20 protein-coding genes are annotated in these 26,259 nt (G+C 71.5%); 11 read left to right on the forward strand and 9 right to left on the reverse strand.

The annotated features are described in order from the left end of the window. Positions 1-715 precede the first annotated feature (715 nt). From QRN89_RS23310 to QRN89_RS23340, 7 genes are all read left to right on the forward strand, one after another. Positions 716-1,873, forward strand: coding sequence for an FxsB family cyclophane-forming radical SAM/SPASM peptide maturase (locus tag QRN89_RS23310; protein ID WP_399008339.1), 1,158 nt, complete (start codon positions 716-718; stop codon positions 1,871-1,873). Then, positions 1,870-3,255, forward strand: a complete 1,386-nt coding sequence (locus QRN89_RS23315) for an aKG-HExxH-type peptide beta-hydroxylase (RefSeq protein WP_290351335.1) — start codon at positions 1,870-1,872, stop codon at positions 3,253-3,255. Before QRN89_RS23310 ends, QRN89_RS23315 begins: the two co-directional genes overlap by 4 nt. A 55-nt stretch (positions 3,256-3,310) precedes the next feature. Beyond that, entirely contained in the window at positions 3,311-6,304 is a 2,994-nt protein-coding gene (fxsT, locus tag QRN89_RS23320; protein WP_290351336.1) for an FxSxx-COOH system tetratricopeptide repeat protein, read from the forward strand. 1,100 nt (positions 6,305-7,404) lie between these two features. Beyond that, the gene (locus tag QRN89_RS23325) at positions 7,405-7,983 is read left to right on the forward strand and encodes a hypothetical protein (RefSeq protein WP_290351337.1); all 579 of its coding nucleotides are present in this window, start codon (positions 7,405-7,407) and stop codon (positions 7,981-7,983) included. A 249-nt stretch (positions 7,984-8,232) separates the two neighbouring features. Further along, entirely contained in the window at positions 8,233-8,499 is a 267-nt protein-coding gene (locus tag QRN89_RS23330) for a hypothetical protein (protein ID WP_290351338.1), read from the forward strand. 119 nt (positions 8,500-8,618) lie between these two features. Next, positions 8,619-9,257, forward strand: a complete 639-nt coding sequence (locus QRN89_RS23335) for a T6SS immunity protein Tdi1 domain-containing protein (RefSeq protein ID WP_290351339.1) — start codon at positions 8,619-8,621, stop codon at positions 9,255-9,257. Between the two features lie 200 nt (positions 9,258-9,457). Then, positions 9,458-9,757, forward strand: a complete 300-nt coding sequence (locus QRN89_RS23340) for a DUF6191 domain-containing protein (RefSeq protein WP_356948653.1) — start codon at positions 9,458-9,460, stop codon at positions 9,755-9,757. 123 nt (positions 9,758-9,880) lie between these two features. Here the strand turns inward: QRN89_RS23340 and QRN89_RS23345 are convergent, their stop codons facing one another. The 4 genes from QRN89_RS23345 to QRN89_RS23360 all read right to left on the reverse strand — a co-directional run bounded on the left by QRN89_RS23345 (position 9,881) and on the right by QRN89_RS23360 (position 16,587). Further along, complete coding sequence (locus QRN89_RS23345; protein WP_290351340.1) at positions 9,881-13,684, reverse strand: multifunctional oxoglutarate decarboxylase/oxoglutarate dehydrogenase thiamine pyrophosphate-binding subunit/dihydrolipoyllysine-residue succinyltransferase subunit; 3,804 nt, start codon at positions 13,682-13,684, stop codon at positions 9,881-9,883. A 292-nt stretch (positions 13,685-13,976) separates the two neighbouring features. Next, positions 13,977-15,068, reverse strand: a complete 1,092-nt coding sequence (locus tag QRN89_RS23350) for a HAMP domain-containing sensor histidine kinase (protein WP_290351341.1) — start codon at positions 15,066-15,068, stop codon at positions 13,977-13,979. Next, entirely contained in the window at positions 15,065-15,808 is a 744-nt protein-coding gene (locus tag QRN89_RS23355) for a response regulator transcription factor (RefSeq protein ID WP_290351342.1), read from the reverse strand. The genes QRN89_RS23350 and QRN89_RS23355 overlap by 4 nt, the downstream gene beginning before the upstream one ends. 83 nt (positions 15,809-15,891) lie before the next feature. Further along, positions 15,892-16,587, reverse strand: coding sequence for a spermidine synthase family protein (locus QRN89_RS23360; RefSeq protein WP_290351343.1), 696 nt, complete (start codon positions 16,585-16,587; stop codon positions 15,892-15,894). 232 nt (positions 16,588-16,819) lie between these two features. Here QRN89_RS23360 and QRN89_RS35845 point away from each other — a divergent pair, with 232 nt between their 5' ends. Next, positions 16,820-17,758, forward strand: a complete 939-nt coding sequence (locus tag QRN89_RS35845; RefSeq protein WP_435833264.1) for a rhomboid-like protein — start codon at positions 16,820-16,822, stop codon at positions 17,756-17,758. On the opposite strand, the gene QRN89_RS23370 is transcribed toward QRN89_RS35845, so the two are convergent. Beyond that, positions 17,695-18,393 carry a GNAT family N-acetyltransferase gene (locus QRN89_RS23370; RefSeq protein WP_290351344.1) on the reverse strand — a complete coding sequence of 233 codons (699 nt, stop codon included), beginning with the start codon at positions 18,391-18,393 and terminating at the stop codon, positions 17,695-17,697. The two genes, QRN89_RS35845 and QRN89_RS23370, sit on opposite strands and share 64 nt — an antisense overlap. Before the next feature lie 132 nt (positions 18,394-18,525). Between QRN89_RS23370 and lon the strand changes: the two genes are divergently transcribed. Continuing rightward, positions 18,526-20,928, forward strand: coding sequence for an endopeptidase La (gene lon / locus QRN89_RS23375; RefSeq protein ID WP_290351345.1), 2,403 nt, complete (start codon positions 18,526-18,528; stop codon positions 20,926-20,928). Positions 20,929-21,297: 369 nt separating this feature from the next. Here lon and QRN89_RS23380 read toward each other — a convergent pair whose 3' ends face one another. Both QRN89_RS23380 and QRN89_RS23385 read right to left on the reverse strand, forming a co-directional pair. Beyond that, complete coding sequence (locus QRN89_RS23380) at positions 21,298-22,131, reverse strand: trypsin-like serine peptidase (RefSeq protein ID WP_290351346.1); 834 nt, start codon at positions 22,129-22,131, stop codon at positions 21,298-21,300. Positions 22,132-22,328: 197 nt separating this feature from the next. Further along, complete coding sequence (locus QRN89_RS23385; RefSeq protein ID WP_290351347.1) at positions 22,329-22,835, reverse strand: RICIN domain-containing protein; 507 nt, start codon at positions 22,833-22,835, stop codon at positions 22,329-22,331. Positions 22,836-23,206: 371 nt separating this feature from the next. Between QRN89_RS23385 and QRN89_RS23390 the strand changes: the two genes are divergently transcribed. Then, the gene (locus tag QRN89_RS23390; RefSeq protein WP_290351348.1) at positions 23,207-23,692 is read left to right on the forward strand and encodes a DUF3515 family protein; all 486 of its coding nucleotides are present in this window, start codon (positions 23,207-23,209) and stop codon (positions 23,690-23,692) included. Between the two features lie 49 nt (positions 23,693-23,741). On the opposite strand, the gene QRN89_RS23395 is transcribed toward QRN89_RS23390, so the two are convergent. Beyond that, on the reverse strand, positions 23,742-24,089 hold the full coding sequence (locus QRN89_RS23395; protein WP_290351349.1) for a helix-turn-helix domain-containing protein: 348 nt from the start codon (positions 24,087-24,089) through the stop codon (positions 23,742-23,744). 251 nt (positions 24,090-24,340) lie between these two features. Between QRN89_RS23395 and QRN89_RS23400 the strand changes: the two genes are divergently transcribed. Continuing rightward, entirely contained in the window at positions 24,341-24,874 is a 534-nt protein-coding gene (locus QRN89_RS23400) for a hypothetical protein (RefSeq protein WP_290351350.1), read from the forward strand. 296 nt (positions 24,875-25,170) lie between these two features. Here the strand turns inward: QRN89_RS23400 and QRN89_RS23405 are convergent, their stop codons facing one another. Beyond that, positions 25,171-26,220 carry a helix-turn-helix transcriptional regulator gene (locus QRN89_RS23405; protein WP_290351351.1) on the reverse strand — a complete coding sequence of 350 codons (1,050 nt, stop codon included), beginning with the start codon at positions 26,218-26,220 and terminating at the stop codon, positions 25,171-25,173. Positions 26,221-26,259 lie beyond the last annotated feature (39 nt).

Here is a 26,259-nt window from a genome sequence, read left to right on the forward strand (position 1 = left end):
GGGCCGGGTCCCGGTCGCCGGCCGGGGCATGGTTCGGGTGGGGCAAGTGTGCCGGGTAGCGGACGAGGGTCCGGTTCGGGTTCTGCAGTCGGGTGCGGGCGTCGGTCGGGGCATGGCTCGGGCCGGGCGGCATGGTCCGGGTCCGGTTCGGGGCCGGGTCCCGGTCGCCGGCCGGGGCATGGTTCGGGTGGGGCAAGTGTGCCGGGTAGCGGACGAGGGTCCGGTTCGGGTTCTGCAGTCGGGTGCGGGCGTCGGTCGGGGCATGGCTCGGGCCGGGCGGCATGGTCCGGGTCCGGTTCGGGGCCGGGTCCCGGTCGCCGGCCGGGGCATGGTTCGGGTGGGGCAAGTGGGCCGGGCAGCGGACCAGGATCCGGTTCGGGTCGGGTGATCGGGCCCGGTCGCCGAGCGGCGCGCGGTGCGGGTCCGGCAGCGGGTCCCGGGTTCGGCCCGGGGCACGGCGCGGAATCGGCAGGCGGATCCGGCGGCCGACCGGGGTTCGGCCCCGCCCCGGTGACCGGCACCGGCCCGGCCCCGTGGTCCGCCCCGCCCCGGGGTCCTGTTTCGGTCCGGCACTCCGGTGAACAGGACAACCTCGCCCGTCAGGGGTTTGCCCGCCGGGACCCGCAGGGATACTCGCCTCGGACCGGCAGCGGGGGCCGTACCGCGTGCCGCACAGCATGGGGGTGCCGGAGTGTCTCGTCGGACGGTCCCCCCGGTGCCCTTCGGCCAGTTCATCGTCAAGGTGCACGGACGCTGCAACCTGGCCTGCCGCTACTGCTATCTGTACACCGGCCCGGACCGCACCTGGCGCGACCGGCCCGCGGCCGCCCCGCCCCGCGTCCTGGACCGCACCGCCGGCCGGATCGCCGAGCACGCGGCCGGCCACGGACTCGGCGCGTTCGCGCTCGTGCTGCACGGCGGCGAGCCGCTGCTCGCGGGAGCGGACCGGCTGGGCGCCTTCGTCTCCCTCGTGCGCGAGCGCGTGCCGGAGGGATGCACCGTCCGCGCGACCGTGCAGACCAACGCGACGCTGCTGACCGACGCCCGCGTCACCGCCCTCGCCCGCCACGGCGTCCGCATCGGCATCAGCCTGGACGGCGGCCTCCCCGCCCACAACGCCCGGCGCACCGACCACGCGGGACGGCCGTCCTGGCCCGCCGCGTCGCGCGGGGCACGGCTTCTCGCCGAGCGCCATCCCGACGCGTACGCGGGCGTCCTCACCGTCGTCGACCCCCGGACCGATCCGGTGGAGATGTACGAGTCGCTGCTGGACCTCGCGCCCCCGGCCCTCGACCTCCTGCTGCCGCACGGCAACTGGACCGCCCCGCCGCCGGGACACCCCGCGGCCGCGCCGGGTACGCCGTACCGCTTCCCGGACGCCGCCACCCCCTACGGCGACTGGCTCGTCGCGGTCTTCGACCGCTGGTGGGGCGCCGGACGGCGGGAGACCAGGGTCCGGCTCTTCGAGGAATGCCTCGCCCTGCTGCTCGGTCTGCCCGGCGCCACCGAGTCCCTCGGCCTCGACCCGGTCAACGCCGTCGTCGTCGAGACGGACGGGGCGATCGAGCAGGTCGACTCCCTGAAGTCCGCCTACGACACCGCCGCCGCCACCGGCCTCGACGTCTTCCGGCACACCTTCGACGACGCCCTCGCCCACCCCGGGATCGCCGCCCGGCAGGCCGGCGCGGCGGCCCTCTCCGCCGAGTGCCGCGGCTGCCCGCTGCTCACCGTCTGCGGCGGCGGCCACTACGCCCACCGCTACCGCGCGGGCGCCGGCTTCACCCACCCGTCCGTCTACTGCGCCGACCTCGAACGGCTCATCCGGCACGCGGCCGGCCGGTTGGCCGGGGCCACCGCGGGAGCGGTCCGGTGAGCGCCGCCGTCCCCGAGCGGATCCTGCGGGAACTCGGCCGCACCGAAGGCGGCCCCGAGGCGCTCGCCCTGCTCGTACGGGACCAGCACACCCGGCGGCTGGTGCTGCTGCGGGCCCTCCTGGACGCGGCGGACTCGGCACCCGCCACCGCCGGGAGGGAGCCCGCCGCGCGGATACGGGACCACTGGGCGCTGCTGGAGGCCGCCGAGCGCGAGGACCGGGACGCCGTGCGCGGCCTGCTGCTCTACCCGCTCACCGGCCCCTGGGCCGAGCGCTGCCTGCACGGCCTCACCGCGCCCGGACCGGTGCAGCGCCCGGACGTCGACCTGGCCCACTTCGGGGCCCTCGCCGCCGCGGCCGCCGTCCGCGCCGGGCTGCCTTTCACCGCCGAACTCCCGCCCCGCGAGGGCACACTGGCGCTTCCCCTCCTGGGCGCCCTGAGTGTGCCGGGTCCGGAGCCGGTGGAGACCGCGTTCGACGGCGAGACGCTGACCTTCGGCGGGCGGGCGGGGCGCCGGGTGACGGTACGACGGGCCGCCGACGGGAGCGCGCGCTCCGCCGACCCGCGCTGGCGGTCCGTCGTCCCGCTCCCCGCCGTCCTCCCCGGCGCCGTCCCCGTGCCGCTCGACGACCTCCACCCGTACCGCACCGACGGAGGCGGCCCGGAACGCCACGGATTCAGCTTCGGCGCCGCGCTCGGTGACGGTGACCGCAAGGCCTGGGAGGAGTCCTGGTCGGGCATCGGACCCCTGCTGCGGATCGGCGGCGAGCACCGCACCGCCGAGGCGGCGGCGCTGTTGCGCTGCCTCGTACCGCTCGCCCCGCCGCCCGGCTCGGGCCCCGACGGCGAGGGTGCCTCGCACTGCAGCGGCACCCGGCGCGAGGCGTTCGGGGCCGTCCTCAGCAGCAAGCCGTCCACGCCCGCGTACTTCGCCGCGACGCTCGTCCACGAACTCCAGCACACCAAGCTGTCGGCGCTGTGCGCGCTCGTCCCGCTGCACCACGAGGACGCGGCACCACGGCACTTCGCGCCCTGGCGACCGGACCCGAGGCCCTTCGACGGTCTGCTGCAGGGCGCCTACTCGCACATCGCGCTGGCCGACTACTGGCAGCGGTTCGCGCTCGGCGCCGACCACGGTGCGCACCGCGACCTCGCCTGGGCGGAACACGCGCGGTGCCGCGAACAGGTCGGCGCCGTGCTCCCCGTCCTCGCCGCCTCCGGGGCACTCACCCGCGAAGGGCGCACCGTGGTCAACGAGATGATCGCGCTCTACGACCATCTGGCTGATCGCCCGCCCCCTTCGGGGCACGCGGCGAGGGCGGCTGCATATGTCGACACCGCGCGCGTGATCTGGTGCCAGCGAAACGGAACGCAGCGGTGACACCACGGTCCGTTGTATGTTCGTATGGAATGTCACGGAGCAGGGAGACGGTTGAATGCCCGCAGCGCGCAAGCCCGTTGGAGCGACCGGGGCACAGACCGTCACGATCAGTTTCGCCGGCTTCAACCGCGCCTGGGCCGCCTGGATCGGCGACCGGCTCGAACGCCGCGGCATGCGCGTGGTGTTCCAGCGCTGGGACCCGCCCGTGCAGACCCCGCTGGAGGAGACCCTGCGGGACCTGATGCTCGCGCCCGGCCGCATCCTCGTCCTGCTCAGCGACTGGTACTTCCAGCTCGGCCCGCGCAGCCACGCGGAGTGGAACCGGGCCCTGCGTGACGTCGTCGCCGCCGAGCCCGACCGGTTCGCCGCCGTCTCCGTCACCACCTCCCCGCTGCCCGCCGCCACGGCCGTGTTCGCCGCCGCCGACCTCACCAACGTCGGTGCCGACGAGGCCGAGCGCCGGCTGCTGGCCCGGCTGGACCTGCCCGCCGAGCCGGTCGCCCCGGCCGGCGGGCGGCCCGGCCCCCGCTACCCCGCCGACACCCCCGAGGTGTGGGGCGGCGTCCCGCGCCGCAACACCCGCTTCACCGGCCGCGAGAGGCTGCTCAACTCCGCCTACCACGCCCTCCAGGAGGCCGGCCCCGGCGCCGGCGTGGTGACGCTGCACGGCATGTCCGGCGTCGGCAAGACCCAGCTCGCCGCCGAGTACGTGTACCGCTTCGGCTCCGAGTACGACGTGGTGTGGTGGGTCTCCGCGGAGAAGCGCGTCACCTACCGCCAGAAACTCGCCGAACTCGCCCCGGCCCTGGGCCTGTCCACCGGCGCCGAGTACGGCGAGCGGCTGCGCGCCGTGCGCGACGCGCTGCGCCGCGGCGAGCCGTACCAGCGCTGGCTGCTCGTGCTGGACGGGGCGGACGAGCCGGAGCACATCTGGGACCTCGTGCCGACCGGCCCCGGCCACGTCCTGATCACCTCCCGCAACCCGGAGTGGAGCGAGCACAACAGCAACCTGCTGGAGGTACGGGTCTACGACCGCGAGGAGTCCGTCGCCTTCATCCGCCGCCGCGCCCCCCGGCTGACCCACACCGAGGCCGACCAGCTCGCCGCGGCCCTCGAGGACCTGCCGCTGCTCCTCGACCAGACGGCCGGCTGGCTCAACGACTCCGACATGTCGGTGGACGAGTACATCGAACTCCTCGAAGGCGGCATCGACCAGGACGTCGTGAAGGTCTCCGCCGACTTCCCGCTCGCGTTCCAGACCGCCTGGTCGATACTGCTGAACAAGCTCCGCGAGACCGTTCCCGAGTCCGTCGACCTGCTGCGCCTGTGCACCTTCTTCGCGCCCGGCTCCGTACCTGTGCGGCTGCTCAGGGAGATGCCGCCCGGCACCATGCCGGAGTCCCTGTCCGGGCTGATGAACGACCCCCTGCTGTGGAACCGGGCGATCGCCCAGCTGCGCCAGTACTCGGTCGTACGGCTGGAGTCGCACGAGTCCCTGGCGGACGAGGCGTCCACCTCCGGGGAGTCGCTGTACCTGCACCGGATGGTCCACCAGATCGTCCGCAAGGACATGCCCGATCGGAACGCGGCCGAGTTCGTCGAGGTCGTCCGCCGCGCCCTCGCCGGCGCCGACCCGGGACGCCCAACCGACACCCGGCTCTGGCCCCGGTACGCGGAGATCACCCCGCATCTGAAGTACGCCGACGCCCTGGCCAGTGAGGACCCGGCGGTCCACACGCTCGTCCTCAACTGCCTCCGCTACATGTACCTCTCCGGCGAGTACCGCGCCGGCATCAAACTCGGCGAACGCGCCATGTCCGCCTGGCGCGCCCTCCTCGGCGGGACGCACCCGCGGATCTGGGACCTCAGTTACCACTACGCGAACCTGCTGCGCGCCGTCGGCGACTACGCGGGCACGGAAGCCATCGAGCGGGCCGCCGTGGAGCACCTGCGGGACGAGCGCGGCCCGGACGACCTGGAGCACCTCCGGGCGGCCGGCGGGCTGGCGGCCGACCTGCGGGGGCTCGGACGGTACGAGGAGGCACTGGAGCTGTCGCAGTGGATCCTGGAGGCGTACCGCGGACTCCTCGGCGAGCAGGACTCCCGGACCCTCAACGCACAGAACAACATGGCGATCTCCCTGCGCCTGCTGGGCCGTTACGGCGAGTCCCTGGAGCTGAACCGCCGCACCCTGGAGGCCCGCAGGCAACTGCTGCGCCCCCGGCACAACTGGACGCTCTACTCGGAGATCAACTACGCCACGGACCTGCGCCTCCTCGGCCGCTACCACGAGGCCGAGTCCCTCCAGGCGCAGAGCGTCCGGGTGCACCGGCTCGTGCTGGGCCGGGACAACCCCCAGACCCTGCGGGCCGAGCACAACCTGGCCCTGTGCCACTACCGCATGGGCGAGCGCGCCAAGGCCGAGGACATGTTCACCCGGATCCTGGAGCGTGCGGAGCGGGTGCTCGGCGAAGCGGATCCGCTGACCGTGATGTTCTCCGCCAGCCAGTGCTGCTTCGCCCGGGAGCACGGGGACATCGACCAGGCCAGGGACATAAGCACACGGGTCGTCCGCATCTACTCCGAGATGCTCGGCGAGGGGCACCCGTACGTCGCCGGGACCCGGGGCAACCACGCCCTCGTCCTGCGCAACGTCGGCGACCGCGAGCAGGCCCATGTGCTCGTCGAGGAGGCTCTCGGCGACATGACGCGTGCCGTCGGGGAGAACCACCCGTGGACGCTCGGCTGCGCCGTCAACGCCTCGGCGCTGCGCAACCTGGTGGGCGACCCCGAAGGCGCCGCCGAACTGACCCGCATCACCATCGACCGGGCGGCGGAGGCGCTGGGCCGAACGCATCCGCTGACGCTGTCCTCCCGGATCGCCCACGCGGCCGACCTGCGCGCCCTGCGGGACCGGCAGCGTGCCGACAAGATCGAGTCGGAGGCGCTGGGGGACCTCGCGTCGACGCTGGGCCCCCAGCACGTCCACACGGTCTCGGCCCGCTCCCGCAACCGGCCGTACTGGGACTTCGAACCGCAGATCATCTGATCCGGGGTTTCCGGGCCGGGAACCGCTCCGACAACGGGAGGCCCGGCCCCGCGTGCACCGCGGGGCCGGGCCCGTTTCTCCGGGACTTCAGGACTCCGGCCGCCGGCGCGGATGTGCCCCGGTGGAGCCGTTGCCGACCGGCCGTCGGACCGGTCGGCAACGCCGCCCGTCCTGTGTCAGGAGATCGCCTTGATCGCCTGCCAGCCGCCGGCGCCGACGACAGAAGGAGTGCCGACCAGCCCGGTCCCCCCTGCTCTCGCCGTGGTACGAGCGGGCGGCGGCACAGCGCAGGGCAGCTGCGCAGGCGCGCGCCAAGGCAAGCGTGCTGCGGCCAAGCGTGCAACTGCTCGAAAGGCAGCGGCCCGACCGAAGCCCCGGCCGAAACGGAGGAGCCAGCCCAGGGCCAAGCCGAGGCCTTCGCAGGCCAAGCGGCCGGCGCAGAGGGCGACTCGGCGGGCGGCGGAGGAAGCCAAGTCTGAGCCCGAGGAAGCCGCAAAGGAGGAGGTCCGGACACAGATCCAGTGCGGGACATGCGAGTTCAACCGCTTCCGGCCCGGAACGCTGGTGCTGATGGCCGATGGCTCCACCAAGCCGAGGACCACCACGATCACAGCCACGGCCGGACACCCCTTCTGAGTGCCTTCCCTGGGGGTGTGGGTCGACGCGGGTGAGTTGAATCCGGGCCGGGGGTCCAGGCGTCCTCGGGAGCCTGGTCCCAGATCAGCACGGTGGAGGCGTGGACGGCGCGGAAGTCGACGGTCCACAACCTCACGGTTTCCGATGTCCCATCGTGATGAAGGCTGCCAACCACGCTCCGACGAGGACCTAAAAGAGCCGGGGCCGCAGGACGAAACGGCTTGAGGCCGGCCTTTCGTTCCGCACCGTTCTTGCGCGTGACATTTGGGATATGCGCCGAATCGGGCAGTTGCAGTACGGCGATCCCGGCTACTGCAACATGGGAATCCGAAGGCTGCTGGCGTATTACCGCAGGATAGGCAAGGTCTGGTTCGGACGGACGCCTGAGGCGTAGGAGTCGGTCCTCGCCGCGGGCGTTCTTCGATGGAGCATTCGGATGGTTTTGCTTCTGCTATCGTTGCCGCGTGTCTCGGTCTGCTGATCTACTCCGGCGTCTACGTGACGACCAGGCGCTCGCGGAGCTTCTTTCGTATCCGTTTGAATTCGATATCCGACGCGCTGATTACGTCGACGCGCCGCGGCTCATGTCAGGAATTTCCCTTGAGGTGGTCGCGGGAGATTTCACGGGTGGACAGTTCTACCTGTGCGGCGAGGGGCCTGACCGCCCGATGCTGTACGCAAGCAGCGAGGGTGAGGCCGGACTCATTGCTTCGGATTTCTCCGGGGCCCTTGGTCTTGTGGTTGGCCTGCCGTACTGGAGGGACTGTCTCACATACTCCGACGACGGCGACGTGGCTTCGATGCAGGCGGCCGCGTCATTTCTGCAGCGCGATATGCTCGCAAGTGATCCGGAAGTCGTTCCGGCGCAGTCCCGAGTGGCTGGCGCGCTGGGTCTGACGATTGAACCCGTGCCGACCCTGGTGGACCGCCTTCACGCGGCCGTGCGGAGCGCCGATCCGGGCGATGTGTTCTTGGATGAGACCGGAGAGTACGAGAGCCTGTTCGGGTCCTTTCCGCCGAGTCGCAATCCAGACTGGCAGTGACGTCCTTGTGTGTCCGGCACAGCAGGAACTGACGCCACGAACGCCACCTCCGTCAGCGGCACCGCGCTGCGGCCCCCTCCCGACGGCCCGAGGTGGCAGGAGAACTGGACGTCATCGAAGACACACCGTCTCCAGGAAAGAGATCACGGAGAAGTGGGGATGTCGCTTGAGGTCCTCCCAGCCGGTTTCCGGTGACAGGGACTGTTGAATCGACTGATCGGACATCAAGGTAAGGGTGGTTCCCAAGTGATGGCACTCAACAGAGTCCTGGCCAGGGCATTCGCGAGTATCGTTGTCTCGATCGACCTCTCTGATGACGATGCCATCGACCCTGACGTCGCGACGGACATTCTGGAGCCTGCCAGCGCGTTGCTCGACGACCTGAGCGAGCAGGACCGCCGGGCCTTTGCGGACATGCTGGTCGAGCTGGCCGAGCTGGAGGAGAACCCCGAGCGTCGTCAGGCGATGGCGGATCTTCCCGACGTTCTCGGTCTCCTCGACGAGGAAGAGGACTGACGGCCGCGTACGCGTGAGCGCGGTCTGCTTCCTGACGATTCTTAGGACGAGTAGTCGCGTCATGCGGCGAAGGGGCCGGCCCCCATATGGTGGTGGAGACCCGCTCGCCTGGAGTGAACATGTCGCTAGCCATACTCGTGCGTCGCTTCCCGGAAACGGGAGCGGCCGAGTCCGGTGAGGGCGAGCACTACGTGCCCGCGCCGCTTGCCGCGTTGTTCGAGAAGATGGCCGGGAGGACCCTGGCCGACGGTTTCCTGCGGTTTCACACGCCAGCGTCGGCGCATGAGTCGTACGCGGCGTGTGCCCGTCTGATCGGAGGACTTGAGGGACGATACTTCCCCTTCGCCTTCGACTGGATGGGCCGCGAGCTGCTCTTCGACATCCGTGATCCCGATGCACGGCCCCGGTACGTCATCATGGTGGACGCGGCGGAGGGCGAGCACTTCACGACGGATCTCGGCCTCGACGAGTTCTTCCTCGCGGTGGCCGACGAGGACGAGGACGCTCTCGCCTTCCCCTACTTCGAGGACTGGCGGGACGCCAACCTCGGCGCACCTCGTCCGCTCGGCTTCGAGCAGGTCGTCGGCTACAAGGTGCCCACGCTGCTGGGCGGCGAGGACGAGGTCGCGAACCTGGAGCTCACCGATCGCAGGGTGTACTTCGAACTGTGCACCCAGATCGCCCTCCAGGTCCGGGACCTGCCGGAGGGCACCCCGATCAGCGGTATCGCCCTGACCCCGCCGGAGTCCGGGGCCTGAACAGCCGGTCGGTGCTGGTGAGACACCACGGGCCCGTCCCCGCAATGCGAGGACGGGCCCGTGTGCGTGCACGGGCAGCCCTCGCGTGCGGCTGCACCGTGGGTCACCGTACGCTCTCGTCCCCTCCACACCCGCGCAGGCGTTCGTACCATGAGGTGCAGAGCCCCGGCAGACAGGAGCACATGATGTTCGGCGGTGCGTTGAGCGAGCTGTTCGCTCCTGGGCGGCGGCACACCGAGGAGGAGCGGCGGCGTCAGGAGCTCACGCTCGAGGAGGCCGGTGACGCCGATCCCGGGCGTGGGCCGATAGACCTCGGGAGCGGGGTCGTACTCATCCGGGTCCCAGCAGCACGGGACGAGGCGCGTTCCGCCGAGGGGGAGCCGGAGGACGGCGACAAGAACGCCGAGGGCGCTGAGGACACCAAGGCTGCCGAGGATGGCAAGAACGCCCAGGACGGCAAGAACGCCGAAGCGGCCCGGGCCGCCGAAGGCGCTGAGTAGACAGAACTGCTCGCGGCGGGCGCACTCGCCCCAGCGGCCCGTCGCCCACACGCCCGGAGGGCCCGGTCCCTCGCGATCGCTCGCGTGGGGCCGGGCCCTCCGTCACGTACCGCCTCGGCGGCGTCAGGCCTCGAAGACCTCGTTCACCAGCTGCTGCTGCTCCGCCTGGTGCCGCTTCGCCGAGCCCACGGCCGGGGACGACGAGTGGGGGCGGGAGATGCGGCGCAGGCGCTCGCCGTGCGGGATGTCCGCGCCGACCGCCAGGTCCAGGTGGTCGATCAGGTTGAGCGCGATGAACGGCCAGGCACCCTGGTTCGCCGGCTCCTCCTGGACCCACAGGTACTTCTCGGTGTTCGGGAACTTGGCGATCTCGGCCTGCAGTTCCGCACCCGGCAGCGGGTACAGGCGCTCCAGGCGGATGATCGCCGTGTCCGTGGCACCGCGCTTCTGCCGCTCGGCCTCCAGGTCGTAGTAGACCTTGCCGGAGCAGAAGACGACCTTGCGGACGTCGGCGGCGTTCACCGAGTCGTCGCCGATGACCGGGCGGAAGCCGCCGGTCGTGAACTCCTCCACCTTGGACGCCGCTGCCTTCAGACGCAGCATCGACTTCGGGGTGAAGACGATGAGCGGCTTGTGATGCGGGTTGTGGACCTGCCAGCGCAGCAGGTGGAAGTAGTTCGACGGCAGCGTCGGCATGGCGACCGTCATGTTGTTCTGCGCGCACAGCTGGAGGAAGCGCTCCGGCCGGGCGGACGAGTGGTCCGGGCCCTGGCCCTCGTAGCCGTGCGGCAGGAGCAGCGTGACGCCGGAGGTCTGGCCCCACTTCTGCTCGGCCGAGGAGATGAACTCGTCGACGACGGTCTGGGCGCCGTTGACGAAGTCGCCGAACTGGGCCTCCCACATGACCAGCGACTCCGGGCGGGCCAGCGAGTAGCCGTACTCGAAGCCCATCGCCGCGTACTCGCTGAGCAGCGAGTCGTAGACGTTGTAGCGGGCCTGGTCCTCGGCCAGGTAGAGCAGCGGGGTGTAGTCCTCGTTGGTCTCCTGGTCCACCAGCACCGCGTGGCGCTGGCCGAAGGTGCCCCGGCGGGTGTCCTGGCCGGCGAGCCGGACCGGGGTGCCCTCCATGAGCAGCGAGCCGATGGCGAGGGTCTCGCCCATGCCCCAGTCGATCGTGCCGTCCTCGACCGAGGCCGCGCGGCGCTGCAGCTGCGGCAGCAGTCGCGGGTGGACGGTGATGTTGTCGGGGATGTTGACCTGGGACTCGGCGATCCGCTTGACGACCTCCTGGGAGATCCCCGTGGTGACGGACACCGGGAACTCGGCCTGGGCGTCCGGGACATGGGCCGGGGCCGGGTGGCTGGTGGCCTCGCGGACCTCCGCGAAGACCTTCTCCAGCTGGCCCTGGAAGTCCTGCAGGGCCTGCTCGGCCTCTTCCAGCGTGATGTCGCCGCGACCGATGAGCGACTCGGTGTAGAGCTTGCGGACCGAGCGCTTCTTGTCGATCAGGTTCACCATCTGCGGGTTGGTGAACTGCGGGTTGTCGCCCTCGTTGTGACCGCGGCGGCGGTAGCAGATGAGGTCGATCACGACGTCCTTGTTGAACGTCTGGCGGAACTCGAAGGCGAGCCGCGCCACTCGGACGCACGCCTCCGGGTCGTCGCCGTTGACGTGGAAGATCGGCGCCTCGATCATGCGCGCCACGTCGGTCGCGTACATCGACGAACGCGACGACTCCGGGGCGGCGGTGAAGCCGACCTGGTTGTTGATGACGATGTGGACCGTGCCGCCGGTGCGGTAGCCGCGCAGCTGCGACATGTTCAGGGTCTCGGCGACGACACCCTGGCCGGCGAACGCCGCGTCACCGTGCAGGGCGACCGGCAGGACGGTGAAGTCCGTGCCGCCCTTGTTGATGATGTCCTGCTTGGCGCGGACGACGCCCTCGAGGACCGGGTCGACCGCCTCCAGGTGCGACGGGTTGGCGACCAGCGACACCTTGATCTGCTCGCCGTCGAGTCCGGTGAAGGTGCCCTCGGCGCCCAGGTGGTACTTCACGTCGCCGGAGCCGTGCATCGACTTCGGGTCGAGGTTGCCCTCGAACTCGCGGAAGATCTGCGCGTACGACTTGCCCACGATGTTCGCCAGGACGTTCAGCCGGCCGCGGTGGGCCATGCCGATGACGACCTCGTCGAGGCGGGACTCGGCGGCCGAGTCGATGACCGCGTCGAGCAGCGGGATGACGGACTCGCCGCCCTCCAGCGAGAAGCGCTTCTGGCCGACGTACTTGGTCTGCAGGAAGGTCTCGAAGGCCTCCGCCGCGTTCAGCCGGCGCAGGATGCGCAGCTGCTCCTCGCGCTCCGGCTTGGCGTGCGGGCGCTCCACGCGGTCCTGGATCCACTTGCGCTGCTTCGGGTCCTGGATGTGCATGAACTCGATGCCGGTGGTGCGGCAGTACGAGTCGCGCAGGACGCCGAGGATGTCGCGCAGCTTCATCATCGACTTGCCGCCGAAGCCGCCGACCGCGAACTCGCGCTCCAGGTCCCACAGGGTGAGCCCGTGCTCGGTGATGTCCAGGTCCGGGTGCTTGCGCTGGCGGTACTCCAGCGGGTCGGTGTCGGCCATGACGTGGCCGCGGACCCGGTAGGAGTGGATCAGCTCGAAGACCCGGGCGGCCTTGGTGACGTCGTCGTCGTGCGAGGCGTCGATGTCCTTGAGCCAGCGGACCGGCTCGTAGGGGATGCGCAGCGCCTCGAAGATGTCGTCGTAGAAGCCGTCCTCGCCGAGGAGGAGGTTGGCGACGATCCGCAGGAACTCGCCGGAGGCGGCACCCTGGATGACCCGGTGGTCGTACGTCGAGGTCAGGGTCATGACCTTGGAGATGCCCAGCTTGTTCAGGGTGTCCTGGGACGTGCCCTGGAACTCCGCCGGGTAGTCCATCGAGCCGACACCCATGATCACCGACTGTCCGGGCATCAGCCGCGGCACGGAGTGGACGGTGCCGAGACCGCCGGGGTTGGTCAGCGAGACGGTGACGCCGGTGAAGTCGTCCATCGTCAGCTTGTTGCTGCGGGCGCGGCGGACGATGTCCTCGTAGGCCTGCCAGAACTCGAAGAAGTTCATGGTCTCGGCCTTCTTGATGGCCGCGACCACGAGCTGCCGGTCGCCGTTCGGCTTCACCAGGTCGATGGCGAGGCCGAGGTTCACGTGCGGGGGCTTGACCAGGACCGGCTTGCCGTCCTTCTCGCCGTACGACCAGTTCATCGACGGCATGGCCTTGATCGCCTGCACCATCGCGTACCCGATGATGTGCGTGAAGGAGATCTTCCCGCCCCGGGCGCGCTTCAGGTGGTTGTTGATGACGATCCGGTTGTCGAAGAGCAGCTTCACCGGGACGGCGCGGACGGACGTGGCCGTCGGCAGCTCCAGCGAGGCGTTCATGTTCTTCGCGACCGCGGCGGAGGGGCCGCGCAGCGGCAGCATCTCGGGGCCGTCGGGAGTCCCGGCAGCCGGTGCGGCCTTGGCGGCGGGCTTCGCCGGAGCAGCGGCGGCGGGCTTCGCGGGGGCGGCGGGCTTCGCGGGGGCCGGGGCCGAGGCGGCGGGCTGCGCGGGGGCGGCCGGCGCCTGGGCCGGGGCTGCGGGAGCCTGCGCCGCGGGGGCCGCGGGAGCCGGAGCCTGTGCGGTGCCCGGCGTCTCCGTGGCCGTCGCGGCCGACGGCGTCGGCGCGGCCTCGCCGGCGGCCCCGCCGCCCGGCTTGTAGTCGGCGAAGAAGTCCCACCAGGCGCGGTCGACCGAATTCGGGTCCTGGAGGTACTGCTGGTAGATCTCGTCGACGAGCCACTCATTGGCCCCGAACGCGGCAGCGGGGTTCTTCCCCTGCCCGTCGGGGTCGGTCGAAGTACTCGAGTTACTGGGGGACTGAGACGACACGGCGGCAACCGCCCTCTTCCGCTTCACAAGGTGATGGACAGCGGAAATAAAGGCTACGCCTACGCGGCGGGGAGGTGCAGGCCGGGCGTGGTCTTCGTCGCCTAAGTCACACCGGACAGCCGGTTTCGGCGTAGGAAATGGCGGGAAACAAACCTGGTTTCCCTACGGACTGGGTACAGCGGAGCACGGCTGCGACCCCAAGGGCCGCACCCCTGTCCCACTCCCCGGACACATGGACGCAGGACGCGCCTGTCCGGTTCGCCGCGGGCTTCGCTCCTCTTCGAACCCTACGTCAACCGCGCGACGAGGGGTTTCCCGGAAGGGTGACCCGGATACGGCAGCCGCGCGTCGATTCGGCCACGCCGATGTGGCCGCCGTGCAGCTCCACCGCCCAGCGGGCGATGGCCAGGCCCAGACCGGTGCCGCCGTCGCTGCCCGAGCTGTGCTTCGACGGCGCACTGCCCCGGTTGAACCGCTCGAAGACCTTGTGCCATTCGGACTCGGGGATCCCGGGACCTTCGTCCTGAACCTCGAGGTCCAAGGACTCGTCCTGGGTCCCCCGGCGGGCACGAACCGTGACCCTGCCGTGCGGCGGGGAGTGCTTCACCGCGTTGTCGATGAGATTCGCCACGACCTGGTGCAGCCGCTCGGCGTCCGCGTGCGCGGTCAGCTCGGGCGGCGACACGTCCAGGTGCAGATGGACGTCCTTGCGGGTGTGGCTGCCGGAACCGGAGGACAGCCCGCGCCGGCCGGCGGCCAGGTTGGCCTCCTTCAGCACGCCGGACAGATACGGCCAGACCTCGAAGCGCCGGGCCTTGAGCGAGACGACGCCGTTGTCGAGCCGGGAGAGGTCGAGCAGGGTCTCCACCAGCCGGGACAGCCGCTCCGTCTGCTTCAGGGCGGTGCGCATCGTCTCGGGGTCGGCCGCCGAGACGCCGTCCACGACGTTCTCCAGCACCGCGCGCAGCGCCGCGATGGGGGTGCGCAGCTCGTGCGAGACATTGGCGACCAGCTCCTTGCGGTGCTGGTCCACGGCTTCCAGGTCGTCCGCCATGCGGTTGATCGTGGAGGCGAGGTCGCCGAGTTCGTCGCGGCGGCCGTCGCCGCGCACCCGGCGGGTGAAGTCGCCGTGGGAGATCGACTTCGCGACGGTGTTCATCTCGTCCAGCGGAGCGGTCAGCCCGTGTGCCACGAACTGGGTGATCAGCAGCGTGGTGATCATGGCGAACACCGTGATGTAGCGAAGCTCCGCCCCGGTGCGGAAGGCGACCAGCGCCAGCCCGGTCGTGATCAGCACCGCCACGACGACCAGGGCACCGAGCTTGGTCTTGATAGAGATCTCCACCGCCCCCAGCCGGGACCGGAGCCGGCTCCGCCGGATCATGGCGCCGGGGTCTCCAGGGCGTATCCGACGCCGTGGACCGTACGGATCCGCTCGGCACCGATCTTGCGGCGCAGCGCCTTGATGTGGCTGTCGACCGTGCGGGTGCCGGAGGCGTCCGCCCAGTCCCAGACCTCCGCGAGCAGCTGCTCGCGGGAGAGGACGGCTCGCGGGGTGTTGGCCAGGCAGACCAGCAGGTCGAACTCGGTCGGCGTGAGGTGCACGTCCTCGTTCCGGACGCGGACGCGGCGCTGGGCGTGGTCGATCTCCAGCTCGCCGAGGCGCAGGATCCCGCTGCGCGGCGTCACCGCGGCCAGTGCGGCGCGCTCCACACGGCGCAGCAGGACGTGCACCCGGGCGGCCAGTTCGCGCATCGAGAACGGCTTGGTCATGTAGTCGTCGGCGCCCACGCCGAGCCCGACCAGCATGTCGGTCTCGTCGTCGCGGGCGGTGAGCATCAGCACCGGGACGGGCCGCTGCGCCTGCACCCGGCGGCACACCTCGAGACCGTCGAAGCCCGGCAGCATCACGTCGAGCACCATGAGGTCCGGCTGCCAGGCCTCCGCGGCGTCGACGGCCGCGGGACCGTCGGTCGCGGTCTGGACCAGGAAGCCCTCGGCGCGCAGACGGGCCGAGATGGCGTCGACGATGGTGGTGTCGTCCTCGACGACCAGCACCCGGCGCTGCGCACTCCCGGCCGTGTGTGCCGCCGCGCCGTTGTTGCTGGTGTGTGTCTGCTCCATCGCCCCGCCCCTGTCGCGCACTGCGAGCTGCGTGTAGATCGGTGTGTCAGGTAGGCAGCGTAAAGGCACCGACCAGGTCCCGGCTACGCAGGGCGAACTGCCAGATGGACCACGTCAGGTACGCCTCGGGCAACCCGGATCTCTTCGGTTCTTACCCCGCTGAATCCGGCATTCCGCAATGAGTCTTCGAAATTCGGGGAAGGTTGTGCGGACCAGACCGCGAGGACCCCTCCGGGGCTCAAACACCGTGCACAGGCCGCCAGTCCGTCCGGCGAGTAGAGGCTGCCGTTGTCCTCGGTGACGGTCCAGTCGGGGCCGTTGTCGATGTCGAGGCAGAGCGCGTCATACGTGTCCGAAGTGTTATGGAGATGTCCCACGAGGTCCGTGTGGAGGACGGTGGTTCGCGGATCGGCCAGTGCCGCGGCGGAGATGCGCTTCAGCGGGCCCGAGGTGTGCCAGCCGATGATCGCCTCTTCCCGTTCGGCGACCGTGATCCGGGACCAGCCGGGCTCTGCGGCGGCGTGGGCCAGGGAGAAGCCGACGCCGAGTCCGCCGATCAGCACGGTCGGGTCCGGCCGGCCGTGGAGTGCCTCGTACGCGGCGTCCATGAGCAGGCGCTCCGAGCGTCCGTCCGATGTGTCCATCAGGAAGCAGCCGTTGGCGATGATCTCGTGGATCTCCCCGCCGGGGCCGCCGCGCTCGCGCAGGACGACCTCGCCGTACGGTCCGTCGCGCCGGTCGAGGGTCCGGGGGCCGGTGGCAGGGCTGAGAGGCTCCATGGGCCCTCAGGCTAGCCGTGGCGGGGCCTCCGAGTGGCGCGGGTCACGGACGGGAGCGTGATCATCGCGTTGCCTGGGCAGGGCTGGGACCGGCGGGAGGCCGGGGCGGAGCGGCCGGGAAAGGCCCGGACAGGGGAGGCTTCGCACGGTGCGACGGATGGGGGCGCCGGGGCGCGTGAGGGCGGCGCGGGACGGACACGGGAGGGCGCCCGGGCGCGAGGGAGCGGCCGGGGTGGATGAACGCGCGCCCCGGCGGCTCGCCGCCCGGCCGGTCCGGCTCGTCCCGGACCCCCGCGGCACGCCGTTCACGTTCTGGTACGCGCTCGTCCTGCTCGGGACCTCGGTGTACGCCCGCTACGGCGATCCGGCCACCGTCTCCGCCCTGCTGCGCGGTTCGAGCACCGACGCCGCGCATCTGGCGACGGTGCCGCTGCTCGTGCTCGTGGCGAGTGCCCTGTGGATCGCCGGCGGGCTCGCCTCGCCCTACGCCATCGGGTTCGTCCTCGTGCTGACGGCACTGGAACGCCGTGTCGGCGGCCTGCGGGTGGCAGCGGTGTTCCTGGGCGGGCACGTGGCCGCCACCCTCGCCACCGAGATCCCGGTCGGTCTGTGGGTCATGGCCGGGCGGCTGCCGGAGACCTCGCTGCACCGGCTCGACTACGGCATCAGCTTCGGTCTGCTGGCGTGTGTCGGTGCGCTGACCGCTCTGTTCCGGCCATTGCCGGCGGCCGTGGTGCTCGCGGGCGTGTCGGCGCTGCTCGTGCTCGACCTGCTCGCCTACGAGGACCCGCTGAGCAACTGGGGCCACCCCCTGGCCCTGCTCTCCGGTCTGGCGAGCGGCCCGCTGGTGCGCCGCCGGCGGCGGTACCGGGAACTCCGCCGCAGTCAGGAGCGGGAGGGGATGCGGGAGACGTCGGAGGAGCGGGACGTACGGGAGGGGCGGCGGATGCCGACGGGGCAGCGGATGCCGGAGGGACCGGAGTCACGGGGCGTACCGGAGAGGTCGAGGATCCCGGAAGCCCCGGAAGCCCCGGAAGCCCCGGAAACCCCGGAAGCCCCGGAGGAACGGGTGGGGTGCGAGGCCCGGCGCTCAGCCGTCCGCGACCCTCAGGCGTCCGGTGCCGGGGCCGGCGGGCGGGCCTCCGCCGAGGACGGCCCCACCGGCGTGTAGTACACGCTGACCAGCGGGGCGATCACCCGCCACCCCAGCGACTCGTACAGCGCCCGGCCGTCGGGGGTGCCCCCGAGGACACCGGAGGTGGCGCCCCGCTCGGCCGCCGAGTGCTGCAGCGTGCGCATCACCAGCGAGCCCAGTCCCTTGCGCCGGTGCTCGGCGGCCGTCTCGATCTGGTCGACGACGGCCGTGGTGCCGGCCGTGGCGATCTGCCCCCGGGCGGCGAAGGCGCCGTCCGCCGTGGTGATCAGGACCCGTGTGACGCCGTCCCTCGTCCAGGCGCGCAGCCGGTGGCCCTCCGGCAGGACGGGCTCGGGCGCGGTCCGCCGCTCGAGCGGCGTCGTCATGAGGAAGCCGGGTTCGTCGGGCGTCCAGTCCGGCCCCAGCCATTCCAGGACCCGTTCCTCTTCCTCGAATACTTTCAGCCACCGCCCGGGCACCCCGGCCGACGCGGCGACCGTGCGGACCGCGGCCTCGCTGTTGTCGGTGAGCACGTGGCGGGTCGTGTGCCGGGGGAGCCCCACGTCCACCGTGAGCCCCCAGGTCTCGGCCACCGGCTCCGCCGCCCCGCGCGAGACGACCCAGCCGTCCACCCAGGCACGAATGACCTCTGTAATAGATACATGCGTCATTGACTCATTACATCGAGTGGGTCGCCGGTTGCGACAGGTGGTATCGCTCACGGCGAACATGCGCAGGGGAACATCGGTGGCGCCCTTTGCATTGAGTGCGTGTAACTCAACTTGACTGCCGAAGGGGAGATCATGGCTTCGACGTCCACACCGCTCACCCTGCCAGTGCTGCCGCTCGACGACGAGGTCGTGCTGCCCGGGATGGTGGTACCGCTCGACCTGTCCGACAACGACGTACGGGCCGCGGTGGAAGCCGCCCAGGCAGCAGCCCGAGCGGAGCCCGGCAAGCCGAGGGTGCTGCTCGTCCCCCGGATCGACGGCACCTACGCCGCGACCGGTGTGCTCGGCACGGTCGAGCAGGTGGGACGGCTTTCCGACGGAGACCCCGGCGCCCTGATCCGGGGCCACAGCCGGGTACGCGTCGGCGCCGGTACGACCGGCCCCGGTGCCGCCCTCTGGATCCACGGCACGCTCATCCACGAGACGCTGCCCGACCCGCTGCCGGGTTCGGTCACGGAACTCGTGAAGGAGTACAAGGCCCTCGCCACCAGCTGGCTGCGCAAGCGCGGAGCCTGGCAGGTCGTGGACCGGGTCCAGCAGATCGACGACGTTCCCGCGCTCGCCGACAACGCCGGCTACTCGCCCTTCCTGAGCCTCGCCCAGAAGGTCGAGCTGCTGGAGACCAGCGACCCGGTCGCGCGGCTCAAGCTCGCCACCGACCAGCTCCGCGAGCACCTCGCCGAGCAGGACGTGGCCGAGTCCATCGCCAAGGACGTCCAGGAGGGCGTCGACAAGCAGCAGCGCGAGTTCCTGCTGCGCCGCCAGCTGGACGCGGTGCGCAAGGAACTGCGCGAGCTCAACGGCGAGTCCGACGGCGAGGAGTCCGACGACTACCGTGCCCGGGTCGAGGGCGCCGACCTCCCGGAGAAGGTCCGCGAGGCCGCCCTCAAGGAGGTCGAGAAGCTCGAGCGGGCCAGCGACCAGAGCCCCGAGGGCTCCTGGATCCGCACGTGGCTCGACACCGTCCTCGAACTGCCGTGGAACGACCGCACCGAGGACGCGTACGACGTCCAGGGCGCCAAGGCCGTACTGGACGCCGAGCACGCCGGCCTGGACGACGTGAAGGAGCGGATCACCGAGTACCTGGCGGTGCGCAAGCGGCGCTCCGACCGCGGTCTCGGCGTGGTCGGCGGCCGGCGCGGCGGCGCGGTCCTCGCGCTCGTCGGCCCGCCCGGCGTCGGCAAGACCTCGCTCGGCGAGTCCGTCGCGCACGCGATGGGACGCAAGTTCGTCCGTGTCGCGCTCGGCGGCGTACGGGACGAGGCGGAGATCCGCGGCCACCGGCGCACCTACGTCGGCGCGCTGCCGGGCCGGATCGTGCGCGCGATCAAGGAGGCCGGGTCCATGAACCCGGTGGTCCTCCTCGACGAGATCGACAAGGTCGGCTCCGACTTCCGCGGGGACCCGGCGGCGGCGCTGCTGGAGGTCCTGGACCCGGCGCAGAACCACACGTTCCGCGACCACTACCTGGAGGTCGAACTCGACCTGTCGGACGTGGTCTTCCTGGCCACGGCCAACGTCCTGGAGGCCGTCCCCGAGGCACTGCTCGACCGGATGGAGCTGGTCAGGCTCGACGGCTACACCGAGGACGAGAAGATCGTCATCGCCCGCGACCACCTGCTCCCGCGCCAGCTGGAGCGGGCCGGCCTGGAGCCGGGGGAGGTCGCGCTCGACGAGTCCGCGCTGCGCAAGCTGGCGGGGGAGTACACCCGCGAGGCGGGCGTCCGGACCCTGGAGCGCGCGGTCGCACGGCTGCTCCGGAAGATCGCGGCCCAGCACGAACTGGGCGAGCGCGAGCTTCCGTTCACCGTCACCGACGGCGATCTGCGCGCGCTGATCGGCCGGCCGCACCACGTGCCCGAGTCCGCCCAGGACCCGGCCGAGCGCCGCACCGCGGTGCCGGGCGTGGCCACGGGACTCGCGGTCACCGGTGCCGGGGGCGATGTCCTGTACGTCGAGGCGTCGCTGGCCGACCCGGAGACCGGCGCCTCCGGGCTGACCCTGACCGGTCAGCTCGGCGACGTCATGAAGGAGTCCGCACAGATCGCGCTGAGCTTCCTCCGCTCGCACGGCGCGGAACTGGAGCTGCCCGTCGGCGATCTGAAGGACCGCGGCGTGCACATCCACTTCCCGGCCGGCGCGGTCCCGAAGGACGGGCCGAGCGCGGGCATCACGATGACGACCGCGCTGGCGTCGCTGCTCTCCGGCCGGCTGGTCCGTACGGACGTGGCGATGACCGGTGAGGTGTCGCTGACGGGGCGGGTGCTGCCCATCGGCGGCGTGAAGCAGAAGCTGCTCGCCGCGCACCGCGCCGGGATCACCACCGTGGTGATCCCCAAGCGCAACGAGGCCGATCTGGACGACGTCCCCGCCGAGGTCCTGGAGAAGCTGGAGGTCCACCCCGTCACGGACGTCCGCCAGGTCCTGGAGATCGCCCTGTCCCCGGCGGAGGTGCCGGTGCCGGCCGTGGCGTAGTCCGCGCCGCACGGCTCTGGCGTGGTCCGCGCCGCACGGCTCCTCGCCAGGTCGCCGTACACCGGCTCGCTTCCGCGGGCGGTGTACGGCGACCGCCGTTTCCGGGGCCGCCGGCGCGCGGGGCGGGGCATGAGGCGGGGGTTGTCGTCCGGGCCGCCGTCGTCCGGAAGGGCCTCGCGCGGCGCCGTCGTGCGGGGGATGTGCGGGCGGGCCCGCGCAACCGTCGTTCCGGGCCGTCGTCCCGGAGCTGATCCGCGGAATTGTGCGTCCGGCCCTCCCCCGGACCTTCGTCGGACCCCGGCCCGGAGGCAGGGCTCGGAAGCGGTGCCGGCGTGCCGCCGTCCGGCGGGGCACGCGGCCGGGGCCCGTTCAGCCGCCAGGGGTCGTGCCCACCCGGGCGCCCGCCGCCTTGGCGAAGAGGGGCCGGGCCCGTGCGCCGAACAGCACCGCCGTCGACTCCGTGTCCGTGTCGCCCCCGCTCAGCACACCGATCACCCGCCCGGGCCGGGAGGGACCCACGTAGTCCGCGAGCCAGGGGCTTCCGCTCGTGCCGTCCCAGAAGCCGGCGCACTCGATCCGGAGCATCTCCGGGGGCTGGTCGGCGTCGTGTCGGGCGTCGGTGGTGCAGGCGATGGGACGGCCCGCCGGGTTGTGGTCGGCGTTCGGGTAGCCGACGACGGTGACCCGGCGCCCCGGCCCCGACGCCCACTCGGGCCGGGCCGCGCCCACCACGTCCTGCACCTGCCGGCCGCGCGCGTCCGGCTCCAGCGTCAGAAAGGCGTAGTCGTAGGCCTCGTCGCCGTCCTTGCGCCAGCGGTCGTCGACCTGGATCGCGGCGACCTTCCACGTGCCCTGCGGCGACGTTCCCCTGCCGCCGCCCCGGAAGCCGGGGGCGAACGAGAAGTCGCCGGCATACGTCCCGTACTCGAACACGCAGTGCGCGGCGGTCGCGACGACATTGCCGCGCGGGCTGTCCACGACGCTCGCCGTGCACCAGTGGTCCTCGTCGTCGAGCAGTACGCCCACCCAGCTCAGCCCCGCGGACGGGACGGCCGACGTCTGGGGCGACGGCCCCGCGGCCCGCGGCCGCGGCTCGGCGGGCGTACGCGGTGTCGCGGAGTGCGACGGCGCGGCGCACGCGGCCGTGGCCGCGGCGATCAGCACCACGACCCCTGACCACGGCATGGGCCTGTTCCGGAACATGCCCCCATCCTTGCCCAACGGCATTTCGGTACGCCAGGAGAGCGGTGGGGAGCGGGCAGCCGCTCCCCACCCCGTCCACGCGCATCCGACGGTCGACCGGGTGCGACGACCGACCGGGTGCGACGACGACGGGGACCGCCGGAGGGCTTCCGGCGGTCCCCGTCGTACCAGGGCGGAGCGGGAGGCATGTCGAGGCGTCAGGACAGGCCCCACTTCTGGCGTCCGCGAGCCTTGCCGGACTCGCCGCTCTTCTCCAGGTACGGGTGCGAGCCGGCCTTGGTGGAGTTCGAGGCGATCACCTTGCCCGCGGACCGGCTGTAGATCTTCGAACCGCCCAGCGCCCACCGGTGGTTCTTCGCCGAGGCGCGGCAGGTGGTCTGCACGATGCGGCTCCTGGCGCCCACCGCCAGGCACTTGCCGGACTTGTCGTTCTTGATGGTGAACACGGACGAGTTCTTGCTCAGGCGCTTCAGCGTCCACCGCTGGGTCTTGTCGCTCTTCGCGCACTTCGCCACGATCAGCCGGGCGTTTTTCTTCTTGTTGCCGCCCATCGAAAGGCACGTCTTGGGAGCCCACACCCGCTCCAGGCGGGTGTGGGCATACGAGTCCTTCGCCTGCGGCGCGGCCTGGGCCGTGGCGGTGAACGCCGGCAGAGTCCCCACGGCCACCGCGGTCAGCACGAACGTCGAGGCTGCCTTACGCATCGGAAATCCCCCGTGCGAATGGTCAATACGCCGGAGCAACCGAAACCAGGCATCAACTCGCGCTTGTAATAGGTCTGTTGGGGAGGCGACCGATGGTGCACTGCCCCATGGCGCAATGCACGGATGTGTTTCTCCGAGACGCATTTCCTCGCCGCTTCGTCGTGTGCGGGGCGTTTTCCTGTGGCGTGTCGTCCCGTGACGCATTGCCCGAAGGGGCATTGCCTGAAGGGGCATTGCCTGAAGGGGCATTGCCCGAAAGGGTGTTGCCCGATCGGGGGTGAGCCCGCCTCATGAATTCCGCGCGGGTCCGATGGCATAGCGTTATGCCCTGACCACCATTCCGTCCCACGCCCGGAAGACGATCCCTGAGGATGCCCCGCACCCGCACGATCCTGCTGGGAGGAGCCGCGGCCCTGTGCACCGCCGGCGCACTCGCCCTCGCCCTCGTCAACGACCCCGCACATGACATCCGGCCCGGTGCCGACGGCCGGAACCCGAGTTGCGGGCGGATCACCGAGGAGTCCCCGCGTGAACTGGGGGGCAGGACCCGCGAGGAGGTGGACCTGCCCGGAGTCGCCGTCTGGGGGGACGGCGACGTCGTCCTGCGGTGCGGGCTTCCCGCGCCGCCGCCGACCACCGATCCGTGTTTCGAGGCCGGCGGCGTCGACTGGGTGATCGACCTGAAGAAGTCCACCCGGGACCGGAAGGTGATCGTCACCTACGGGCGCAGCCCCGCGACCGAGGTCACCTTCGCCGCCGACATGACGACCACGGACGCCGCGATCCTCGGCCTCTCCTCGACGGTCGCCCCCCTCGTCGAGCAGACCGACCAGTGCATCGGGCCCGACGGGCCGTGAACGGCGCCGTGCCCGCCCATGGGCTGGGCGGGCACGGCGCGTTCTTCCCTCACGCGGCAGAGGGGCCCCTTCGCTGAACCGGTGCCTTCGCCAGGGTCCGTGTGCACTCCGGATCCGTGCACAGCGACTCGTGGGCGAGCGCGGAGACGATCGCGGCCTGCGTCCGCGTCTCCTGCCCGGTCTTGCCCACGATGTTCGCGATGTGCGCCTTCACCGTCCGCTCCGCGATCCCCAGCTCCCGGGCCAGCTCCCGGTTGCCCACACCTGTCCCCAGCAGAAGGAGGACTTCCTTCTCCCGGTCGGTCAGGCTGTCCAGCCGCCACACGCCGTACTGCGGATCGTGTTCCGTACGACGGTAGGAGCAGGAGGCATCTGCCATATCGGACCGTTTGGTCATTCCGGCCCCTCCTGATCCCGGCATTCCCAGCAGACCCCCGTGGTCTGGGTGCGCCGGAGATCAACTCCCAACCTACCCGGGCCCTCTGACGTGAGCACGTCCGTAAGTGCACAACCAGCCTGCTCCGAAAGGGCGTTGCCCCGACGGGAGGGGATCAAGGGGCAACGCACGAAGAGACGATTACCCCGATCCGTCCCTCTCCACAGCCTCGTTGACGAACACCCGCCAGACACGCAACGAGGGGAAACACCGTGCACAACCGCACCATGGGCCGGCTGACGGCCACCGCTGCCGCAGCCGTGGCCGGCCTTGCCGTCCTGTCCCCGACCGTCTGCCAGGCCGCCGTCCCCGGCGCACCGGACGCCGTACAGGCGGACGCGGCCGCCGAGCTTCCCGCCGAGCTCACCGTCGCCGGCTACAAGACGTACCTGAAGAAGAACTGGGACAAGGGCGGCCGCGAGACCACCGCCCGCTTCGCCAGGCTCACCCCGGCCCAGCAGAAGAAGTTCGTGAAGTACCTGGAGGACCGGAGGGTCCACAGCGCACTCAAGGACCAGGTGAAGGGCAACTTCGGCCGCCCGCTCCACGTCGTCGACCCCTGCAACGCGGACGTCACCTTCGTCACCGACGTCACCGCCACCGTCGCCAAGGACAAGAACGCCACGGCCCCCCTGCGCTTCTCGGTGTCCGAGCGCATCTACGGCATCCCGGTGACCACCGAGACCCGCACGGTCAGCGTGCCACCAAGGGTGCGGTCCGGAAGACGGTCGCCACCGCATCGGTGAAGAACGTCAACGCCGCGATCGCCGTCAAGGCCGGCCCGGTCGCGGCCGCCACCAAGGGGGCGTCACGAAGGCGGAGGTCGCCTGGACGGCGAAGCCGCTGGTGAAGGCGTTCGGCCAGAAGGCGTTCGTCAAGGACCAGTCCGTGTCCGCCGCGATCACCAGGACCGGCAAGTACTTCACCGGCAAGCTGACCAACCGGTAGGGGGCCGGCGGGGCACTCCGGCCGGCGGCACCGCCGTCGACCGTACCCGCCGCCGGTCCGCCCGACGAGTCGTCACCACCGGGGCCGCGCCTCGTCACGAGTTGTCCAGCCAGCCCCGCAGAGTGGCGCGGGCACCCGCCTGGAAGCGGGTCTCCGCGCCCAGGGACTCCAGCAGCCTGCTGATCCGCCGCCGCGCGGTGTGCACATGGACACCCAGCCGGCGTGCGATCGCCTCGTCCTTGAGACCGGCCGCCAGCAGGGTCAGCAGTTCCTTCTGCTCGGCGGGCAGCGCCCCGGGCGGCGCCGGGCGCGTCCCGCCCGCCGGAGGCGGCGCCGTGCGCGGTCCGCCCACCGGGGCCGCCCGGTCCCACACCGTCTCGAAGAGCGGCACGAGCGCGTGCCGCAGCAGCGCGTCCCCGACCACCAGCGCGGATGCCGTGGGGTCCGCCGCATCACCCGGGGGCAGCAGGGCGGTCCGCCGGTCGACGGCGATCAGCCGCGTCGGAACGGCCGGGGCGACCCGGGCCCGCAGCCCGCGTTCCACCAGTGCGTGGAGTGTGCGGATCCGCTCCGGGGCGGCGAGACCGTCCCGGTCCAGGACGGTCCGTACGGTCACCCCGCGGTCCAGCAGTCCCTCGATGCAGGCCCCCGGCGCGCGGAAGGTCCCGTATCCCGGCCGGCCCTTGACGTACGGCGGCCGGTCCAGGATGACCACCTCGCGCTCCGCGGACGCGAGCAGGTCGTCGGCGCGTTCCCCGATCGCGCGCTGCCCCGTGATCACTTCGATGCCGCTGCCGGGGACGGCCGGTGCTCCCGCCGTCAGCCGGCCCGCCAGCTGATCGGCGGTCATACGTAATCGCTCGAGTTCGGCCGATTTCATATGCAGTTCCGCCTGGCGGCGGTGGATGAGCGAGCGGATCGCGGCGGCCGGTGCGGCCGGGCGGGGCAGCGTCCCGCCTCCACGCGGTGGCAGAGCGAGTCCGTGCTCCACGAGCCGGTCGAGCGCCGCGTCCACCTCGTCCCTGGGCAGCCGGAGGTGCCTGGCCAACTCCTCGGCCTCGTCCACCCGTTCCGCCAGCAGGGCTTCGTACGCGCGCTCCTCGGTCGCCCCCAAGCCGAGGTAGTGCAGCTCCGCCTCGATCATGCGGAGGATTCTCACTCCGCCTTCACAGAACACACAAGT

Origin of the sequence: Streptomyces sp. HUAS CB01, assembly GCF_030406905.1 — a bacterium.
Lineage (GTDB): Bacteria > Actinomycetota > Actinomycetes > Streptomycetales > Streptomycetaceae > Streptomyces > Streptomyces chengbuensis.

Excerpts from the sequence above, each read along its gene's own strand:
- QRN89_RS23370 (WP_290351344.1), bottom strand. The coding sequence starts at position 18,393 with ATGACGCATGTATCTATTACAGAGGTCATTCGTGCCTGGGTGGACGGC.
- QRN89_RS23395 (WP_290351349.1), bottom strand. The coding sequence starts at position 24,089 with ATGACCAAACGGTCCGATATGGCAGATGCCTCCTGCTCCTACCGTCGT.
- QRN89_RS23355 (WP_290351342.1), bottom strand. The coding sequence starts at position 15,808 with ATGGAGCAGACACACACCAGCAACAACGGCGCGGCGGCACACACGGCC.
- QRN89_RS23360 (WP_290351343.1), bottom strand. The coding sequence starts at position 16,587 with ATGGAGCCTCTCAGCCCTGCCACCGGCCCCCGGACCCTCGACCGGCGC.
- QRN89_RS23335 (WP_290351339.1), top strand. The coding sequence starts at position 8,619 with ATGTCGCTAGCCATACTCGTGCGTCGCTTCCCGGAAACGGGAGCGGCC.
- QRN89_RS23330 (WP_290351338.1), top strand. The coding sequence starts at position 8,233 with ATGGCACTCAACAGAGTCCTGGCCAGGGCATTCGCGAGTATCGTTGTC.
- QRN89_RS23390 (WP_290351348.1), top strand. The coding sequence starts at position 23,207 with ATGCCCCGCACCCGCACGATCCTGCTGGGAGGAGCCGCGGCCCTGTGC.
- QRN89_RS23380 (WP_290351346.1), bottom strand. The coding sequence starts at position 22,131 with ATGTTCCGGAACAGGCCCATGCCGTGGTCAGGGGTCGTGGTGCTGATC.
- QRN89_RS23385 (WP_290351347.1), bottom strand. The coding sequence starts at position 22,835 with ATGCGTAAGGCAGCCTCGACGTTCGTGCTGACCGCGGTGGCCGTGGGG.
- QRN89_RS23350 (WP_290351341.1), bottom strand. The coding sequence starts at position 15,068 with ATGATCCGGCGGAGCCGGCTCCGGTCCCGGCTGGGGGCGGTGGAGATC.
- fxsT (WP_290351336.1), top strand. The coding sequence starts at position 3,311 with ATGCCCGCAGCGCGCAAGCCCGTTGGAGCGACCGGGGCACAGACCGTC.
- lon (WP_290351345.1), top strand. The coding sequence starts at position 18,526 with ATGGCTTCGACGTCCACACCGCTCACCCTGCCAGTGCTGCCGCTCGAC.
- QRN89_RS23405 (WP_290351351.1), bottom strand. The coding sequence starts at position 26,220 with ATGATCGAGGCGGAGCTGCACTACCTCGGCTTGGGGGCGACCGAGGAG.